The organism is Paenibacillus thiaminolyticus, from assembly GCF_007066085.1.
GTDB classification, from domain to species: domain Bacteria; phylum Bacillota; class Bacilli; order Paenibacillales; family Paenibacillaceae; genus Paenibacillus_B; species Paenibacillus_B thiaminolyticus.
On sequence record NZ_CP041405.1, the window covers coordinates 795,032 to 812,666 of the forward strand.

General features: G+C 42.3%; 18 protein-coding genes and 1 pseudogene. All 19 read right to left on the reverse strand.

Annotated elements, in window-relative coordinates; genetic code table 11:
• Positions 1-21: 21 nt before the first annotated feature.
• Positions 22-828 (reverse strand): DUF2705 family protein, encoded by an 807-nt coding sequence (locus FLT43_RS03525; RefSeq protein ID WP_087440958.1) that lies wholly within the window; start codon positions 826-828, stop codon positions 22-24.
• On the reverse strand, positions 825-1,553 hold the full coding sequence (locus FLT43_RS03530; protein ID WP_087440959.1) for an ABC transporter ATP-binding protein: 729 nt from the start codon (positions 1,551-1,553) through the stop codon (positions 825-827). The genes FLT43_RS03525 and FLT43_RS03530 overlap by 4 nt, the downstream gene beginning before the upstream one ends.
• Positions 1,554-1,573: 20 nt before the next feature.
• Positions 1,574-2,944 carry a lanthionine synthetase C family protein gene (locus FLT43_RS03535; protein ID WP_087440960.1) on the reverse strand — a complete coding sequence of 457 codons (1,371 nt, stop codon included), beginning with the start codon at positions 2,942-2,944 and terminating at the stop codon, positions 1,574-1,576.
• 30 nt (positions 2,945-2,974) lie between these two features.
• Complete coding sequence (locus FLT43_RS03540) at positions 2,975-4,807, reverse strand: ABC transporter ATP-binding protein (protein ID WP_087440961.1); 1,833 nt, start codon at positions 4,805-4,807, stop codon at positions 2,975-2,977.
• The gene (locus FLT43_RS03545) at positions 4,804-7,950 is read right to left on the reverse strand and encodes a lantibiotic dehydratase (protein WP_087440962.1); all 3,147 of its coding nucleotides are present in this window, start codon (positions 7,948-7,950) and stop codon (positions 4,804-4,806) included. Before FLT43_RS03545 ends, FLT43_RS03540 begins: the two co-directional genes overlap by 4 nt.
• 594 nt (positions 7,951-8,544) lie before the next feature.
• On the reverse strand, positions 8,545-8,724 hold the full coding sequence (locus FLT43_RS29660; protein ID WP_115057873.1) for a gallidermin family lantibiotic: 180 nt from the start codon (positions 8,722-8,724) through the stop codon (positions 8,545-8,547).
• A gap of 392 nt (positions 8,725-9,116) precedes the next feature.
• Positions 9,117-9,290 carry a CPBP family glutamic-type intramembrane protease gene (locus tag FLT43_RS30760; RefSeq protein WP_369124657.1) on the reverse strand — a complete coding sequence of 58 codons (174 nt, stop codon included), beginning with the start codon at positions 9,288-9,290 and terminating at the stop codon, positions 9,117-9,119.
• Entirely contained in the window at positions 9,233-9,451 is a 219-nt protein-coding gene (locus tag FLT43_RS29935; RefSeq protein ID WP_087440963.1) for a hypothetical protein, read from the reverse strand. The genes FLT43_RS30760 and FLT43_RS29935 overlap by 58 nt, the downstream gene beginning before the upstream one ends.
• Positions 9,452-9,485: 34 nt before the next feature.
• Positions 9,486-10,145 carry a VOC family protein gene (locus FLT43_RS03560; RefSeq protein ID WP_087440964.1) on the reverse strand — a complete coding sequence of 220 codons (660 nt, stop codon included), beginning with the start codon at positions 10,143-10,145 and terminating at the stop codon, positions 9,486-9,488.
• A gap of 215 nt (positions 10,146-10,360) precedes the next feature.
• Positions 10,361-10,849, reverse strand: coding sequence for a CBS domain-containing protein (locus FLT43_RS03565; RefSeq protein WP_087440965.1), 489 nt, complete (start codon positions 10,847-10,849; stop codon positions 10,361-10,363).
• Between the two features lie 19 nt (positions 10,850-10,868).
• On the reverse strand, positions 10,869-11,372 hold the full coding sequence (locus FLT43_RS03570; RefSeq protein ID WP_087440966.1) for a MarR family transcriptional regulator: 504 nt from the start codon (positions 11,370-11,372) through the stop codon (positions 10,869-10,871).
• A 305-nt stretch (positions 11,373-11,677) separates the two neighbouring features.
• A complete protein-coding gene (locus FLT43_RS03575) occupies positions 11,678-12,241 on the reverse strand; it encodes an NUDIX hydrolase (RefSeq protein WP_087440967.1) in 564 nt (187 codons plus the stop codon).
• Between the two features lie 12 nt (positions 12,242-12,253).
• Complete coding sequence (locus FLT43_RS03580) at positions 12,254-12,844, reverse strand: ABC transporter substrate-binding protein (RefSeq protein ID WP_244194062.1); 591 nt, start codon at positions 12,842-12,844, stop codon at positions 12,254-12,256.
• Between the two features lie 161 nt (positions 12,845-13,005).
• The gene (locus tag FLT43_RS03585; RefSeq protein ID WP_373994947.1) at positions 13,006-14,667 is read right to left on the reverse strand and encodes a catalase; all 1,662 of its coding nucleotides are present in this window, start codon (positions 14,665-14,667) and stop codon (positions 13,006-13,008) included.
• Positions 14,668-15,097: 430 nt separating this feature from the next.
• Positions 15,098-15,256, reverse strand: a complete 159-nt coding sequence (locus FLT43_RS03590) for a zinc ribbon domain-containing protein (RefSeq protein ID WP_373994946.1) — start codon at positions 15,254-15,256, stop codon at positions 15,098-15,100.
• A 209-nt stretch (positions 15,257-15,465) separates the two neighbouring features.
• Complete coding sequence (locus tag FLT43_RS03595) at positions 15,466-16,206, reverse strand: hypothetical protein (protein ID WP_087440968.1); 741 nt, start codon at positions 16,204-16,206, stop codon at positions 15,466-15,468.
• A 2-nt stretch (positions 16,207-16,208) separates the two neighbouring features.
• Positions 16,209-16,433, reverse strand: a complete 225-nt coding sequence (locus FLT43_RS03600; protein ID WP_244194063.1) for a hypothetical protein — start codon at positions 16,431-16,433, stop codon at positions 16,209-16,211.
• 202 nt (positions 16,434-16,635) lie between these two features.
• Positions 16,636-17,046, reverse strand: a complete 411-nt coding sequence (locus FLT43_RS03605) for an NUDIX domain-containing protein (RefSeq protein ID WP_244194064.1) — start codon at positions 17,044-17,046, stop codon at positions 16,636-16,638.
• 26 nt (positions 17,047-17,072) lie between these two features.
• Positions 17,073-17,635: pseudogene (locus tag FLT43_RS03610) on the reverse strand (N-acetylglucosamine-6-phosphate deacetylase); the annotation flags it as partial.

The window sequence follows — 17,635 nt, forward strand, 5'->3', positions numbered from 1 at the left end:
AAGCTCAGAATATTTCGGTCTTTAGCTGAAATAGTCAGCTCTAGTAAATTTCTTAAAGGATAAATAGGTAAAAACAGCCACGTGCAAAAGAACTAGGGTTACCATAGCTGCAATGCTGTTACTGCTTCCAGCAAACAGGATATTCAAATTTGAATACTGCATATAAGGAATTGTTATATTTCTAAATAGTTCAAAAAAATAGGAGGAGGGCGGAAACAAGCCAGCAAGGGACGTGTTCACTCCGTCCAAAAGCAGCGAGAACAGTATATAGATCATACAAAAACCTAGTGCATAGGTAACGTTTTTACTATACATCGCTAAAAAAACGAACAAGCTGCAAATCGCGATTAGCGTGACATAAGCCATAAAATAAACACTCAGCGTTTGAAGAGCAGAACCTACTATGAGCTGCTGTTTGTTAGCGTAGCCTTCGATAGGAATTTGAACGTATCCGGCTGCGCAGAGAACGATTCCGTAAAAAACAAGCAAAAGAAAAAGAAGAAAGTAAATAGTTAACAATTTACTAACAAAAATTTTTGTTTTAGAGAATCTTCGCAGAAAAACGAACCGTAATTGTCCATTCCGAAATTCATCAGTATATATGGAGGCTGCTAACACAGCGACAAAAATGTTGCACCAAAGATATAAATTTGAACTGATCCCGTAAGTCATCAAGCTTTCAGAAAAAAAATCTGGATGGAGCGTAGACCGGCCTTGCATAAAAAAAGAGACATCCGTATAGCTGATAACCAATATACCGAGAACGATGAGCCATAGCCATTTTTGTCGATAAATTTTGCTAAGTTCATTAATTATTAAAGCGCTCATGATTGCATCATCCGCATAAAAGAATCCTCCAAACGTTCGCCCTCGTTAACCAAATCAGCCGTTTCTCCACTCCAAACGATTTTCCCTTCTCGAATCACAATTAAATGGTCACAAATATGCTGAAGTTCATCGAGTAAATGGCTAGAAATAAAAAAAGTATAATTCTCTGTTTCGCGCAAATGAATAATAATATCCCGCAGTTCTCTCATTCCCATCGGATCAAGGCCATTGGACGGTTCATCAAGTAAAAGAATTTCAGGATGTCCAAGCATGGACTGTGCAATCCCAAGCCGTTGTTTCATTCCTAGCGAATAGGTTTTTACACTTTCATCAGCTCTACCTTCAAGCCCTACTCTTTGAAGCAGCTCGGTAATGTGTTTTTCACGTTCGCTTTTTTTAATCGTCTTATGTAATCGGGATAGATTACGAAGTACCTGCCTTCCTGTCATGTAATCAAAAAATACGGGAGACTCAATAATTGCTCCAATTTTTGAAATGGCTTCTTCGCGTTCCTTTACGATAGATTTTGAATCGATAAGAACCTCCCCCGTTGTTGGTTGAATCAACCCCGTCATGATTCGCATTAAAGTCGTTTTCCCCGCCCCATTAGGACCAATAAATCCATAAATTTTACCCTTTTCTAACTTAAAAGAAGTTTTATTAATAAGAAGACGTTTACCAATCGTTTTGGTTACCCCGTTTACTTCCAAAATGGGATGTAACATTTACTCCACCTCTTCTAAACTTATTGAAGCAGCAATGCAGCGTCCCAGCTTGGGCTCTTCGAATCAAGTAATGACGCCAAAACTACTGCTATTCCCGCTGATCCATTTAAAAAACCCGCTTCATCCATTTTAACATATTTACCATCAATAACCTTTTGATCATAATATCCAAACAGTGAATTTGAGTCGTAACTACTGATCAAGTCTTCTACAAGGGTATCCCTGATATATTTCATTTGTTCATCCCCTGTTTCTGAATATATGCGCTGAATGCACTGCAAAAGACCTGAGGTTCCATGGCACACTATATCTGATGTTAACCCATAATTATGAATCATTCTGCCCTCAACATCTAAAAACATCTGATGACTGGAAGTAAGCCAGTGCTTATTATTTAATGCCCTGCCCGCCAGCCAGATTGAACGAGTGATACCAGGAACCCCATAACACCATGAGTCTCTGTATCCTTCAATCGTCGTTTTCACAGAACCCTCCAGAAATTCCTCTAAGGAAACCCTTCCAGGAAATATCCTTCCTTGGTTTCCGGCAAACTCCCAACTCGATAACCACTCAACCATTTTGCGTATGTCACTAATACTATGGCTACTACTTATATTATTCATTACAGCTAGGCTTAGAAAGGCCAACGGACCTGCAATACCATGTGATAGACTTAGATTAAAATTACCGTTAGGATATTTAGAACGTTCTTTTTCCAAAAACTGTTCTTCTGACTTAATATGCCACCTCGGAATTTCAGTCGCTTGATATAATTTGTCAATACACAGAATATGAAATAACTCGCATATCTCCTGCACTACCTTCTTCCCTTTAGGTCTATGTGAAAAATTTAAAGCCGCTCGCCCAATACCGGCAAACCCGGAAATGACATCATAATCGCTAATTTTAACATTTCCTTCAAGCCACTCTTCTTTATAAAATTTAATCCCCCTAAGCACCTCTTCTTCAAAAAAAGTAAGCAAGCTATGTAATAGCCCTTGATATCGCGTTCTCCCCCTCGATAGTGCTTCAATACCAATGAGAATCCCTGCTAATCCATCGAACAGAGAAAAATCAGCGATACCGTTTTGTTGAATTAAGGACTGCATCTTTTTTAAATATTTATGTCCAACTAAATCCCAACCTTCGTCCGGAAATAACTCATCTAATTTCCCTAATAACAAACATATTCCTGGAAAACCGTTCCCCAAACTAAGCGGTGACCAGTTATTAATCGTAATTCCATCAACTTCTTGCTTAGGAACATGGATCATTTGATCTTGTACTTCATCTGGGTCTACGTACCGTGTGGCAATCGAACGAACAATATCAGCTACGTCATCTCTTTGACTACTATCAATTGGAACCCATGACGCAAGTTTATATAGCACCTTCTATCCCGCCTTTGTTAATACAGATTGTTAGCTCATAGCAATAGTTTTCTGTACAAAAGACTCTGCTTGTACTCTAAACATTCGGTTGTAGTAACCTCCCAAATCCATTAATTGAGCATGAGTGCCTTGCTCAACTACTTCTCCATCTCTCATAACGAGTATATAATCTGCTAAAGCAGCGGAAGAAATTCTATGAGTAATAAAGATCCCTATTTTATCCTTCATTAAATTTTGAAACAGCGTCAATAACTCTTGTTCCGCTATCGGATCTAGAAATGCACTGGGCTCGTCCAATATATACATATCTGCATTTCTCATAAAGGCGCGAGCAATTGCTATACGTTGCCATTGCCCTCCAGAAAGTTGATAGCCTTCCTCAAACCAACGCCCTAATTGTGTTTCCAGACCATAAGGTAATCGCTCTACTACTTCTTCCAACCCTGCATATTCGATAGCCTTATGAATCTCTGTATTTTCAGACAACTGATTTATCGAACCGAAACCAACATTATGCCTAGCTGACATCTCATATTTCAAAAAATCTTGAAAGACAACTCCTATTTTACCTTGAAAAACCTTTATATTATAATTATATATATTTTTGTCATTTATTTCTATTTTTCCACCATAGTCATTATATAACTGCATAAGCAATTTAACAAGCGTAGATTTCCCTGATCCGTTTTCACCGACTATCGCTAATACTTGGCCCTTAGAAAGAGAAAAACTAACTCCATTAAGCGCGTTCTTTTTCTGCCCCGGGTAAGTGAAAGTAACATTTTTAAAAGAAACTTTTTCTATATTAAAATCTACAATTTCTTTTTTTTCTGCATTTGTCGATCTATAGGCAGGGTCTGAGGTAGGCAAAGCTAAGAAATCGAACATCTGATTTAAATAAAGATTATTTTGAGAAAACTGCAGCATCCCTTGAATGATTGAGCGAATTTGGCTTTGAGAGAGTGTAATTGCCTGGATGTATCCATATAAGCTCCCCAATAGCAAACTATCTTTTAAGGTATCCCTTACAGCAATCCATATAAGTCCTAACACCACGCCTAGTTCTAAAATCCCGTATAGTAAATTATATTTCGTTCGCTTTAGGAGAATTGCCCTATCAACCCTATAGAATTCATCCATGAAGTTTCTATACCTATCCAGCAAGTAGGGTCCCAACTGGAATAGCTTAACTTCCTTCACAGCTTGATCATTAGTAAGAAGATATGTCATGTACCACGATTGCCTATATAATGGTGTACGCTTCATAAAAACCTCAAACTGTTCACGATTCACTTTGATTGTTGAATATATCGATGCAGTAGAGGCAATAATCAATAAAATAACAACCCACCATTTCCACAACACAAGAATGGCTGCGGAAGAAATTAATGTTACACAATTGGACATCATATTTACTAGTTGTGTATACATTTGGTATGGTCTATAAGCAGCTTCCGAAGAGGCCCTCTTTAATTTATCGTTAATGGAAGAATTCTCGAAATCTTCCAATCCCAAATAGGTTGATTTTTCGCAGACCAGTACATTTAGTGATTTAGAAACCCGAGCTTCAAGATTGCCTTCAACAAAACCTTGAATTGTCCCTATAATATTTTTCAAGAAAATAATGAAGGAAAAAAATGCAAATTGTGAAATAACCGATGAAGCAGTAGCTCCGAAATTGGAAGATATCGTATTTAAAAGCCCTTGCATAGCCATAAGAGAGAGTACGGGGATAAATCCCTGAATAATATAAATAAGTATGCTTAATACGATATATAGCTTGTTTAATTTGAACATTAAATGAAGCAGCCTTGACCCTTGAAACAAGGTATTCCATAGTATAGTTTTTTGTTTCATGATCATTTGCAGTTCCTCCGATATTGGATGAAACTGTTTACTGCATGTCGTACTAACGTCATGATTTTGTTTTCTAGATCTCGATCTAGTCCTAGAAGTCGATTTAAGTGCATGTGAATAACACTGAATACAATGTCGTCGAAAGTATTCATTAGTTCACCATTTGATTTTAATTCGTCTATTGCCCTTTTGTAATTCTTAACAGAATCACTCCTACTATTAAAACTTTCAAGTAAAGGTGCATATGGCTGTTCCTTATACAATTCTTTTCGTACAAACATTTTTAGCAGTTCACCTTTGCGATTTCTAAACTCCGGTAAATGATCTTTTAACTCAAAATATTTATTCAGCTCTAATAACATATTTTCATTTGTGTATTCAAACTGATGAAATAACTCTATTACACTTAAAATTGCAATAGTTTCTATATCTAAATTAGTTTTATTAAACCTAATCAAATGAACCAACTGTGCTGTTAGCAAGCTGTCAATCGCAAAGAGTTCTTCCGCTAACCGCATCGACTGATAACCTCCATAACGTTCAATTTCTGGTTCATACGTATCGAATGTAATTTTGGTTATCATTCCATCTTTTAGTAATTTCACGCTCCACTGGTTAATATCATTCATTAAATCTTTATAATATTCTCCTTTTGAAATTTTAAAGCGAATACGTAAATGCTGCTGAGGATCAGCATAGCGGATAAAATAAGCTAATTGACTATAGCCATTAATTAGTTCAAGGAATTCCTCCCAATGACGCCCAATAAACTCGTCCTGCCTGTTGCCTAAGCCATACAATTTAAAGTAGACCCATTCCCCCCCTGGCGGATAAACCCTCTCATGCAAGGTGAAATTTATTTTCTTAATTTTTGCAGTCTTTTTTTCCTGATGAGTTTCTTCTTGTCTTTGAGCTGTACGGACCATAGGGAAAACAAATTCTGCTGCCACTGTACCTGCATTTATTTGCTGTAATGGGCTTCTCTTCAAAACTTCAAAACATTCTGTAAGGATGATATGTCTGTTTTTCTGTAACTCTCTACATAACATTTCGAGATGCAGAGGATTTTCAATATCTAATAAAATTTGATTATCAGCATCAGTTAAATACACGTATCTAGGGACCTTCCATTTATCTTTGTAATAATGGAAAAATTCTTCTATCGTCCCTTTTTGGTCTTTAGTTACTTCGACATTTACATTCCATGTTGCAGGACTCAAAACAATATTATCGTAGCGCAATCGAGGTATGTATGGAGAACTGTTCATTTTTCCCCAATGAATGTTTGACCAATGTCTAAATTGATTTTGTCCCACCTCTATAAGAAATCTGTAAATGTTGGAGGCTAGCTCATAATTCAGCATATGTGCAGCAGTTGGAATAACTTCACAATTGTGTCGTATAGATTTTATATAGAAATGGTTGTTCCTCACTCCTACCAATAGGTCAGATACTAAAATTTGTCTATCCTCTGGAAAATAGGAGGAAGTTCCTAATGGTATTTCATACATTCTTTGATTTTCAGTTAAAATTACATTAGTAATTCTGCCTGAGCTGGGCAAGTAAGATATTTCCGCAAATATTTTACTGGGTTCAAGATTTTGTTCTTCCTGATACACAGTTCTTAACTTTTCCTGAAAATCCTTACCTAATATATCAATAAACCTGCCAAATGACTTACCTGCTCCCTCAGACCCAGGATTCCGTCCAAGTATAAGATTGTATTTTCCATTTGATAATTTTTGAATACTATCTGATACTAATTTAAAATAAAGCTCCATAGAGGGGCTAGTTTTATCGTTCATCAACAACTCATCTTCACCAATTTGCTCCAGCATTTCATCAGTTAGTATAATTTCCTCTTCTCCTGAGCGAATACATGTGATTGACCAATTGAATAGTAATTCTTCAAGCTTAGCTTCATATTTAGATTCCTTCCTTTCAATCTTTCGTTGATTACTTCGAGGATGACGATATGTTGCCGGGGGCCCTAGTCCTGTTTCCTCATCAAGGAGCTCAAGCAACGGCACTTCCCGATAAGGCCCATACTTTTCTATAAATTCATTGCAATATTCTGCAAGATGCTGATTTTTGCTTGGTGCCATTCGGCATAGTATATTTGCTGCCTTCCCCACGTCCTCTTTTACCCTTTTGGGTAAAGTTAACGATTTATCTTCTAAAGATAAGTCAACTTGCAAGACATTATCTGCGGTTTCTATTTTTTTCATTACTTCTTGCAGTTCAAAAAAATTCATTTCGCCTGAGCCTATCTCAGTTTCATTGTATTTTTTTATCATTTGACTTATTTTCTTCAAGTCTGCAACTAATCCATCTATTCCTTTGATATCGTTCAGAATGCTTAATATTTTCTCAAATGGTTTTATTGTTGTAGAGGGCATTCGCAACTCAGAAATAATAAATTCTTGTTCGAATAAGTTCCATATATACTGATCTATTGCGTCAAAATCCGCATCACAAAATTTAGATCTCATCAAATGAACTAGCTCTGAATATAGAATTGGCTCTTTGCTTGACTCCATAACGAAATGAAATGCTTCGTTAATGCGTACCGAAACACTATCATTCTCATTAAGTTTAAGCTTTCCATAACGCATCGCAGCATCAATTTTTGCTCGACTTCCCCTAATAAACACTAAGAAATTGAATTGAACTCTAAGTTGGGAGACAATTTTTTTGTCAGCCTCAATTTTCTTAACAACTTTTAATAGCCACTGCATATCAGGTCTCGCTCGTTTACGGTATGAATTTACTTCACATATATTTAATTGAGGTATATCACTAAAATGTCCGTAGGTTACTCCAGAAAAGAGACCGAATGGAGTTGGACGAGTCATCATTCTTATCATGTAACGAAGAAAACTATTTAGTACTTGATCTTTTTTTTTGGTAACGATATTTGGTTCTTTTAAAATTGATAACGAATTATAAAGACTTTCACTTGATACGGCAATTGCTTCTCGAACACAGCTATTTTCAGTTAAGGTAATTACTTTTTTTAATGTCTCCTGTTTGATTAAGTCTTTATCGGAACATTCTTCAGGAAACAAGTTAATAAAATTATCAATAGATATAATGGGAGTGCGAATCATAAAAAAATCCAAGACTCTATATTGAGCCTCTTTTATCATTTTTGTTCTCCTCCAATGAAACTATGTAATATTAAACAGTCTATCTTTGTCATTGTAGATGATACGGAGTGTGAGAAAACAAGGCCTTCGACACGGGTGTTTCTTCGATCGAAGGATCACCCTGTATCCATTTGTAGCGGAACGTTATGAGTCAGGCGATAAAAGCAAAATTGATCTGGCTTGCGACATCATTAAGCAAGTACCTATTTCCAATCAAATGACGTATGTATTTCGAAGTCTGATACCGATCTCGTGACCATCGGAGCAGACCATTATCGCGTCTATCGTTATGAAGGAAGGCTCAATTTGCTTGACAATGGAGTCGTTCTTTTCTGCTGGAAAGAAGGAGAAGCGCTTGATCGTGAGAAGGTGACAGCTTTTTTAAGTACAGATATTTCTCTAACGAACGAGCAAATTATGAGCTATTACAGAAAGCGCTGGTCGATGAAACGTATTTTCGAACGGCGAAAGTGAACCTCGGCTTGGATCGATGTTTATTGGCATGTACAGTTTATAAGCAATAACGATAGAAAGAAGAGGAACGGACATCTCCCCTTCTTTCTTTTTCTTACCTAAACATTACGTTAATAATTTCTAGCAAAGTGATCCTATGTTTGTAAAGCAGCTCTTACCTGCAGTTGCGACGCAAGTGGCAGAAGTTCTTCCATCATCACTGCATCCACCGCTACATCTCCAAACACTAAGCACCTGAGGTTCAATATTGTCAGAGGATTTCTTAACTTGGATGTCTAAATCAAATAGGTTGTTTTCCATTTCTTACTCTCCTTTCGATTTTACCATTACCTAGGCATTATGGGAAATTCGTCGACACCTATATATATATATCAAAATACATTATTTTGCAATATTATTATGAGTTTTTCTATATTTAGAATATTTTCTCTTTATTTTAATTGAGAACCAGGATCGATCTTTTTGATTTCGCTTAACTTCTCGTACACCTCGAGCACACATCCTTGTACGCGCTGTAGTGATACTCGTTCAGTTTCCCTCTTACGTCTCCCTCCATAAATCCAAAATAAAACTTCGGGGTTCCGAATACAGTTACCGGAATAAGCCCGGCATAACAAAAAACCTTGAAAGGTATTGTGCCCGTCAAGGTCTTCGCAATTGATTTTCAGGTAAGGTCCGATACGTACGAATTTTCACCAAAATGGATACTTAGATACAATCGCTTGATATCCGCTTATCGCATCAATGATGGAATGAACGAATACGGGAGCAATCAGGTTATTCGTTCTCAACCACAGAAAGCCAAAAACTAATCCCGTTCGAAAAAAGAATATTGAATAACCATGAACGGACTCTTGGCCTTCCACGTAAATAGGGCCAAACAGCCTATCATGACCGTGACAAAAAGAGCCATCGCCACGCTTTTGGACAAGGATGCTTTCTGATAATAAGTCTCCAGCACCCACGCTGAGCTGAAAAAAGCCGCTGTCAGGACATAGAAGTATCCGTTTCTGCATAGCACTGCCATGTTTATGTTTCCTCCAATATACGTGCTGTTTGGCCTAAAAAATAATCTTCGAAGCATCTGCAAATGTAATCCATCCGATCCCGCTAACGAGCACTTTGACCGGATAGAATTGCGCTTGCTTCTGATTCGAGAAGTACCATTCTCTGTCTGTCTTGACGACGATGAACAGCCCATGCTCATCGCCAACCGGAGTAAGGCCTTCATCATCCGCTCTCCAGTTCGGCACGCCCATGTCATTCAACGCCCTGACAAATGGAATCACCTCATTGGCAACGACTCCGACTTCACTGACGCCATGGATATCGCCGCTGCCGAACGGGTGCGAGATCGCGTTGGATAAATTATGCCGGGCGATGAATTCGACGATATTGCCGGAAGGATCTTCAAAATAGACGGAGTGAGCATTCCAGGAGGTAAAAAAGACTTCATCCTCCCCGTCTTCTTCGATTAAAGTTACTCGTGCTTGAAGCCAGCTTTTGGCTTCGTGGAACTTATTCTCCGGAATGTTCATGGCAAAATGATAAAATGGGCGGGCAAACTCCGTTGTCTTCTGAAACGTTACCTGGGTAGCCCCCGCCCGTATAGTGAAGGAATCATCCCGTTCCTCTACAATTTCAAGTTCCAGCACATCGCGATAGAACGATTTCGTTGCCAACGGATTGTCCGTCAAAAAGATGACGCGCTCCATAATCATTCCCTTTCCCCTCCTATCGAATGGCTAATTCCGGCCTGGTCGGCCAAGCGTTATAACATCCGTTCATTCGCGAACCCTAAAAAGGCAATGACGATGTATGTATCTAATTATATGATAACAAATGGATATAGCTTTACATAGCAACAAAAAGAGCTAGACAAGAACTCTATCGTTCCTTACCTTGCCCATCTCGAAATATTGCTGCAATCATTGGTTCACAGGCCGGACATCCCCTTTTCAGCGAGGGCAGAGGAACGATCCGCTAAATACCGAATAATATCGCCACGGCTGATCATTCCTGCCAGTACCCCGTTCCTTTCCACGATGACTTTTTGGACCCGTTTATTGCAAAATAACGTGGCCACTTCTTCAATTTTGGAGTCTACTGGCACCGTTGTCACATCACGCGCGGCAATTTCCATAACATTGCGGCCGGCCAAGCGCTGCCATTTCGCTCTCATGGCTTCCTCATCGATATATACGGGCAGAGGCATATACATCTGGAACATCCAAAAATTAATATCAAACTTACGAATATACTGCATCACGTCGCGTTGGCTGATTAACCCGGAAATCTCATTACGCTCGTTAACAACGGGCAGAGCGCTAACCCGATAACCAGCAAATCGCTCGATTGCTTGTTCGACCGTATCGGTTTCCTTCACTTTGATAACCCGCCGAACCATAATATCGGAAGCGAACATAGCCAGATCCTACTCCCTTCTAACCCTCTACACCTTCTGTCAGTTTCTGTTCATAATACTCAACCAGGTCTCGCGAGAACTCCTTGATGCAATCCAACTGTTCCGGCGTATACCGATCAAGAAACCGGAGAAAGCGATTCTGCTCGGCCTGGTGCAGATGCTCGTGCAGGTCGAAGAGTCTCCGGCCTCTCGGAGTTAGGCGAAAATATACTTCTTTTTTGTTGTCATTGAGCTGCGTGCGCTTGACGAATCCCTCATCGAACAGCTTCGACGTCATCTTCGTAATGCTTGCCTTCGACAGCTCCATCTTGTCTGCAATCGATGTCGTATTGATGGGCTCATAACGGCCGATGCAATCAATGACGTGAATCATGCTGAAGTTGTATGACCCTTCCCTTAACCCCTCTTCTAATGCTTTCTTGCGAAATGTTGCGATCTCCCAACTCTCTTCTTGCTCGAGCAAATGCATCATTTTCCAGCGAAGATCATAAATTTGTTTTTTTACTTGATCGAAATGCTCCATTTCTGCAAGTGCCCCCTTTCCCTTTAACCCGCTATATCGATGACGAAGTCATTTTATTTACTCAGGTAACAAAATGGGCTGCAGTCAATAAACTTGGACGACTTCCCGAAGCCCTTCAACAAGGCATGCATACAAGTGAACAGCAAAACTTCATCATTTCCACACGAAACAAAATTATTATAACTCAATTGATAATGATTATCAATATCAAGGATAAAAAAAGCCCTCTATTTTCCCTTGAGAGAAATAAAAGGGCTAGTCATCCATTCGAGCAACAATCGGCGCATATGAACTTTTGTGATCTATTATATTGTCGTTGCCGCGGCTTCGGGAATGCTGCTTATATACTTCATGATATACTCCATCCTTGCCGCTTCATCGTATTCGATGCTCGGATCGACCGGTGTCGTTATTTGCTTGCTCAACGAACCACCTACAAAAATACAATGGTGATTATAGCATTGCTTATCATGCAGCACCTGTTCGAGACAACTCCGAATATTGGAGGCAACCCCGGCGTTATCGGGATGCATAATCCATCGGATCTCTTTCCAATCCAATATCCCTTCCGCTGTCTTGACTGGTGTCGGGTACCGATGCTCTTCCGGAATAGAAGCCACATAGAGATAGAGCCCGCCAAAATCTCTTCTCTCCCCGGTAGTCCATGTCATTAAGCCTTTAAAAGTAATATGAAGAGCTTCAAGACCTGTTTCTTCCCTGATTTCCCGCAGCATGGAAGCCCTTGGCTGTTCATCCTCCTCAATCTTCCCTCCGACTCCATTCCAACAGCCCATCCATGCCGGGTTCTCGCGGTTTAACAGCAATATTTTGCTGCCTTGCTTGATTAAGCATAATGTGTATTTCAGCATAACTGCTCCTCGCTATTTCCTGGACTTTCTTGATTCACCATCGCCTATTATTCTATTATCCACCACGATGAGCCGGCACTCAATAGAAATGAAACAAAAGCAAGCCATCATTGCGAAAAATGACAGCTTGCTTCTCAGCGAATTGTACAGCCGGTACACATGTCCGTCTTTACCCGCAGGCAGCCCCTTCCAAATTGGACTCTCCAGAAGCGCTTCTGTCGACCGCTTGGCCTCATCGTCAACCGGATCTAGGATAAAGATGCGATCACCTGCGAACTCGCCAAGCGATTCCGGGGAAATCAACCTGAAGCCCTCATTCGCATCGAGAATCTCCTGAATCGGAGCCGTCGGCTTCATGCCTCCCGGACCGTATAATAACTGCGGAAGGCCGGCCCGCGCCATCACGAACAGGCGGTCACCGGGATAATTCGTGAAGACCGATGCCGTCTCCCCTGGCTTCAGCAGCGTGGAATGGAGATTCTCCCACATCGCCGCAGCCTTGGCATGATGCGCTTGCAGCCAACCCTCCACTTCCTTTTCTTTATTAAAAATGATGCCGAGCTCCTTCATCCGTTCGTCCAACGAAGCGAAGGTATCGAACATGAATAAAATTACGCCTTCTTATGATAATGATTACCATTATCTATTTTGAGCGTACTGAATATCGTCAGGGATTACAATGGATAAAATCGAAATGGCTTTTTTCGTTTGTACAAAACGAAAAAGCCGCTCTGCATGAGCGGCTTCCTGCATCTCCTATTCGCTTAATACGAATCCGTCTCATGTCCTGTGCGTTCGGCTTCCTTGACCGCTTCTCCGGTATGCGTCGAGCCAATCGGGCCATGATCGGATGAATTCGGGCTGTTCCGCAATCCTTCCGCAACACGGCGCCCATAGTCCTTATCACATTTCGTGAACAGCTCGATCATTCGCTCCTGAATATGAGTATTGCAGGTCTTCAACGTGTTGACCAGATTCAAGATCAGATCATCGCGCTCGAACTCGTCAAATGCCCGATACGTCTCGCCTGCTTGCTTGAAATCATTTGTCCGGTCGATGCTGGCCCGCACTAGCTTCCCTTCGACATGCGGCGTATACTCCTTATTCGTTCTAGGCGCTTCTTTCAAGCCGTTCAACGAAGACGGCTCATAGTTGATATGCGGATTTTGGCCTGGAGCGACATCCACATAATAGGCCATTTGGCCGTCGCGCTGATTGGTAGCCACCCGCTTCTTCGGCGCATTGATCGGGAGCTGCAGGTAGTTCGCGCCAATGCGGTAGCGCTGCGTGTCGGAGTAAGAAAGCGTCCGGCCCTGCAGCATTTTGTCATCCGAGAAATCCATCCCGTCGACGAGCACCCCGGTTCCGAAGGCGGCCTGCTCCACCTCGGCAAAATAGTTCTGCGGGTTTTTATTCAACACCATCCGCCCGACAGGCAGCCACGGAATTTCATCTTTCGGCCATATTTTCGTATCATCCAACGGGTCGAAGTCCAGCTCAGGATGATCATCGTCGCTCAATATTTGCACGAACAGCTCCCACTCCGGATAATCTCCGCGTTCAATCGCCTCATAGAGATCCTGTGTGGCGTGGTTGAAGTTTTTGGCCTGAATCGCCTCCGCTTCGGCCTGCGTCAAGTTTTTGATTCCCTGCTTCGGTTCCCAATGATATTTGATAAGAACGGCGTCACCGTCTTTGTTGACCCATTTGTATGTATTGACGCCGGACCCTTGCATTTGACGATAGTTGGCTGGGATTCCCCACGGTGAGTATACGAACGTGACCATGTGGAGCGTCTCCGGCGAATTGCAGCAGAAATCGAAGAAGCGTTCACCATCTTGAATGTTCGTTACCGGATCCGGCTTGAAGGCGTGAATCATATCCGGGAATTTGATCGCATCGCGAATAAAAAAGATTTTCAGATTGTTGCCGACGAGATCCCAGTTCCCATCCTCCGTATAAAATTTGACGGCGAAGCCTCGCGGATCGCGAAGCGTCTCCGGGGAATGTCCCCCATGAATGACCGTAGAAAAACGGACAAACACAGGCGTTTTTTTCCCCGCCTCTTGGAACAGTTTCGCACGCGTATATTTGGAGATTGGCTCCTCTCCGACTTTTCCGTAGGCTTCAAAATATCCATGTGCTCCTGCGCCGCGTGCATGCACGACCCGTTCTGGAATGCGCTCGCGATCAAAGTGCGTAATTTTTTCGATGAATTGGTAATTTTCCAGCGTTGCCGGTCCCCGAGTTCCTACCGTCCGGATATTCTGGTTATTGTGAACGGGATGCCCTTGGCGTGTCGTTAGCGTGGAAGCGTCCTCTCCATCCCCCATGCGCCTATCGAGCGCATCCCCGGAGCCCGTTACAGAAGTGCCATGCTCCTTCGCGTCGCCTTTCCCACTGTTGTTCAAGCTTTTATTATCCATCTTCGCTCTCCTTCATCGCGTTAGTAATTTCCGGATTATATTCTATTATTATGAATTTCCGCGATGGATTATTCAGCCAGGGGAGAATCCGGAAGCTTGCAATGTGCCGACTCGTATATGCCCTGATCTGCGGTGTTATCTTCGCGATGAGTCCAACGGAGGGAGGAATATCAATGGAGGCTGGTAGTACGGTCTGGGCTTGTTCGCGTGGTGCAACAGAAACGCCCCTATTTTTGTAACGTCTGTACAATATAAAAAAAGGGCTCTCGCCCCTCTCAAACTAGTTCACGTTTAAGAACATTTGAACCTCCGCACGGCGAAAGCCATGGGATTCTTAGCTAGTAAGCGCACGCAGACCATTTCTGTTTTGTACAACTGCTAAGTTGAGGGCTAGTTCAATAGCCCATCCTAATTCAGAGCATATAGCTAACTAGGCTGACAGACTGTTACCATCTGCCACAGGTTGACACATGATGTTGATTGCACCAACTCTATCGCGGTGTGCGCGATAACCGCATGAACACTGATACGTCCGATCTTTTGCCTTGTTGCGATCACCGCAGGATGGGCATATCTGCGAAGTATACATGGACTTCTACAACCTTGATTCCAGCTAATCCCGCTTTGATTCCGTCTCCAGCCGGGCCAGGATGGCCACAAGCATTGGTTTGATCTCCTCCAAAAGTGAGCATCTCCTTTCGTGAACAGACTTAATAGCACTTATTTATACACTTTTGAACTGTTAATAGCTAATGAATTTTATAGAAAAAGAACATTTGTTCCCATAATATAAACACATCATGGCTCGTCCACAAACTTTGCGCTAAGCCAGAAGGAGCCGGATATAATGCTTCCCACGGCAATATCCTTGTCAAGCAGCTCAAGATCGGTAACGACATCGATTTCTCCGCCAAGTGTTTTTACTTTGCACCATGAGAAAGAGCTGCCGGCGTATTCATTTGGTATCACCGTAGCCTCCACGACTCTGCCCGTAAATATTGCGGTTGATGCAGGTTCATTCGAATTTCCGAACAAGCCGGAAGGGATAAATGATTCAGCTGCGAATTTCACTTCCCCTTCTTGGGATTGACTATATTCTTCTTCATTATCATATACATTGACCTCATGGGAAAAAGCAGTCAACTGGATGCTTATCCGTTGCGGAACTTCGACCTGGCCAAAAAGTCCAAGGTTCGGCATGTCGAACACAAACGGGCAGCTTCCAGATTCAAGAGATTCGTCTGGTTCCATCCAGGCATGACATGCGCCGTCCAGCACAGAATCGGTCTCCCGATCGATTATCGCCGTAAGCCCGACCTCCAGTCTTGATTTACCGGCGAAGTGCGGATTCAACCCGATGATCTCATTTTCTTGATTAACCTGCAGCCACAGTTCAATTCCGTTGCCTGCTTCAAAGTATATATATTGACCTTGATCAGCCTCCAGCAGCGTTCCGTGCTCTATCGCAACGCCTGCTATCTGCTCAAAGTCTTCACGCGATTGCACTGGAAATCCGATTGATGTCATATGGTTTGCCATGTTCATCCTCCATTTGGAAAGCGTCTGCCTCCACCAATATCAATGCCTGCCAGCAGTTCCTTTTGATACTTGCTGTGTCCATCCGTGCTGCCTGCATACTGAAAGCCGCTCGCTTTGTAATACTCATTGAGCTTCCCATTGTCGTCTGCACAATCCAGCTTTATATATTTCTTAGATTCCGGAAATTGTAATCCTTGTGCGATCCAGCGTAAAATCGCCTTACCCAACTCCTGGCCCGAATGGGCCCGGGACAACGCTAATCTATGAATAAAAATGGAGTCATCCAGACGCTCGCCTTGCCAAATATGCCGTTCCCAACCGTGTTATCAGCATTTTATCCAAATGACTCTCCTCGATCCCGGAACAGCTCCGCCACAAATGGCGTGACATCAAGCTCAGATAATTTATCGATGGCAATCCAGCGGGCTCCTAACGAATCCTGTCCGTCCCGCTTGCTCTTAATTCATAGCGGTCATCAAGCAATTCTACATCATAAATAATGCCGATATGATGGAGCTCCTCCAATTGATTTGCACTATATGGGTAAATAAGCGTATATGAGATCGCTGATCTAATCTTTCCATCGATACCTGTAATGCCGGTCTCCTCTTCTATTTCTCTTTCAAGAGCCTCATACGGCTTCTCTCCGAACTCAATTGTTCCGCCGGGAAGATCCCATTTTCCGGTATGCGGTCCTCTTGCTTTTTGAATGAGAAGGAGTTCCGTAAGACCATAACGGTTTCTATCGTTGTGTTCAAGGTAGCTCCCTTCGTTGGGGCTAGACATGAGCAGCGATATTGACGAGCTGGCCGAATGAGATAAACATCTCCCTGTCGTCATTATAATGGATTTTTTCTATTCTTTCTTTATTTTCTTGCCAAATCTATCCTTACCCCCTCGATCATCGTCCATTGAACATCGAAGTTATCATCGAGGAGGACGAGATCGGCCTGACAGCCGGGAGCGATCCGGCCTGTATGATGATTCCCGAGGATATCGGCGGGAGTCGTCGCAGCCATCTGCACCGCATCGGTTAACGGGATTCCGAGCTCGACCGTCAATTGCAATGCTTTATTCATGGTGATCGTGCTTGATGCCAGCGTTCCGTCCTTCAAGCGGGCGATTCCGCCGCTGACCTCGACCTGATGGCCTCCAAAGGTGTACGTCCCGTCACCCAGCCCCATTGCCTGCAGAGCATCCGTAATCAGCACCATTCGCTGCGGCCCCTTCAATCGATGCATCATGTGCGAGCGATCGCGGGATGCAAATGGACGTTATCCACGATCGCTTGAAGACTGACATGCTCTTCCTCGAACGCGGCGACCACAAGTCCGGGATCCCGATGATGAATCGGCCGCATTCCGTTGAAGCAATGCGTGACATGACTAGCTCCCTCGGCAAAGGCCTGCTTCGCCTCTTCATAAGTCGC

Bases quoted from the DNA above. Each gene is read 5' to 3' on its own strand.
- FLT43_RS03525 (WP_087440958.1), bottom strand. From the start codon at position 828: ATGAGCGCTTTAATAATTAATGAACTTAGCAAAATTTATCGACAAAAA.
- FLT43_RS03530 (WP_087440959.1), bottom strand. From the start codon at position 1,553: ATGTTACATCCCATTTTGGAAGTAAACGGGGTAACCAAAACGATTGGT.
- FLT43_RS03540 (WP_087440961.1), bottom strand. From the start codon at position 4,807: ATGATCATGAAACAAAAAACTATACTATGGAATACCTTGTTTCAAGGG.
- FLT43_RS03545 (WP_087440962.1), bottom strand. From the start codon at position 7,950: ATGATAAAAGAGGCTCAATATAGAGTCTTGGATTTTTTTATGATTCGC.
- FLT43_RS29660 (WP_115057873.1), bottom strand. From the start codon at position 8,724: ATGGAAAACAACCTATTTGATTTAGACATCCAAGTTAAGAAATCCTCT.
- FLT43_RS29935 (WP_087440963.1), bottom strand. From the start codon at position 9,451: ATGGCAGTGCTATGCAGAAACGGATACTTCTATGTCCTGACAGCGGCT.
- FLT43_RS03560 (WP_087440964.1), bottom strand. From the start codon at position 10,145: ATGATTATGGAGCGCGTCATCTTTTTGACGGACAATCCGTTGGCAACG.
- FLT43_RS03565 (WP_087440965.1), bottom strand. From the start codon at position 10,849: ATGTTCGCTTCCGATATTATGGTTCGGCGGGTTATCAAAGTGAAGGAA.
- FLT43_RS03570 (WP_087440966.1), bottom strand. From the start codon at position 11,372: ATGGAGCATTTCGATCAAGTAAAAAAACAAATTTATGATCTTCGCTGG.
- FLT43_RS03575 (WP_087440967.1), bottom strand. From the start codon at position 12,241: ATGCTGAAATACACATTATGCTTAATCAAGCAAGGCAGCAAAATATTG.
- FLT43_RS03580 (WP_244194062.1), bottom strand. From the start codon at position 12,844: ATGTTCGATACCTTCGCTTCGTTGGACGAACGGATGAAGGAGCTCGGC.
- FLT43_RS03585 (WP_373994947.1), bottom strand. From the start codon at position 14,667: ATGGATAATAAAAGCTTGAACAACAGTGGGAAAGGCGACGCGAAGGAG.
- FLT43_RS03590 (WP_373994946.1), bottom strand. From the start codon at position 15,256: ATGTATACTTCGCAGATATGCCCATCCTGCGGTGATCGCAACAAGGCA.
- FLT43_RS03595 (WP_087440968.1), bottom strand. From the start codon at position 16,206: ATGGCAAACCATATGACATCAATCGGATTTCCAGTGCAATCGCGTGAA.
- FLT43_RS03605 (WP_244194064.1), bottom strand. From the start codon at position 17,046: ATGACGACAGGGAGATGTTTATCTCATTCGGCCAGCTCGTCAATATCG.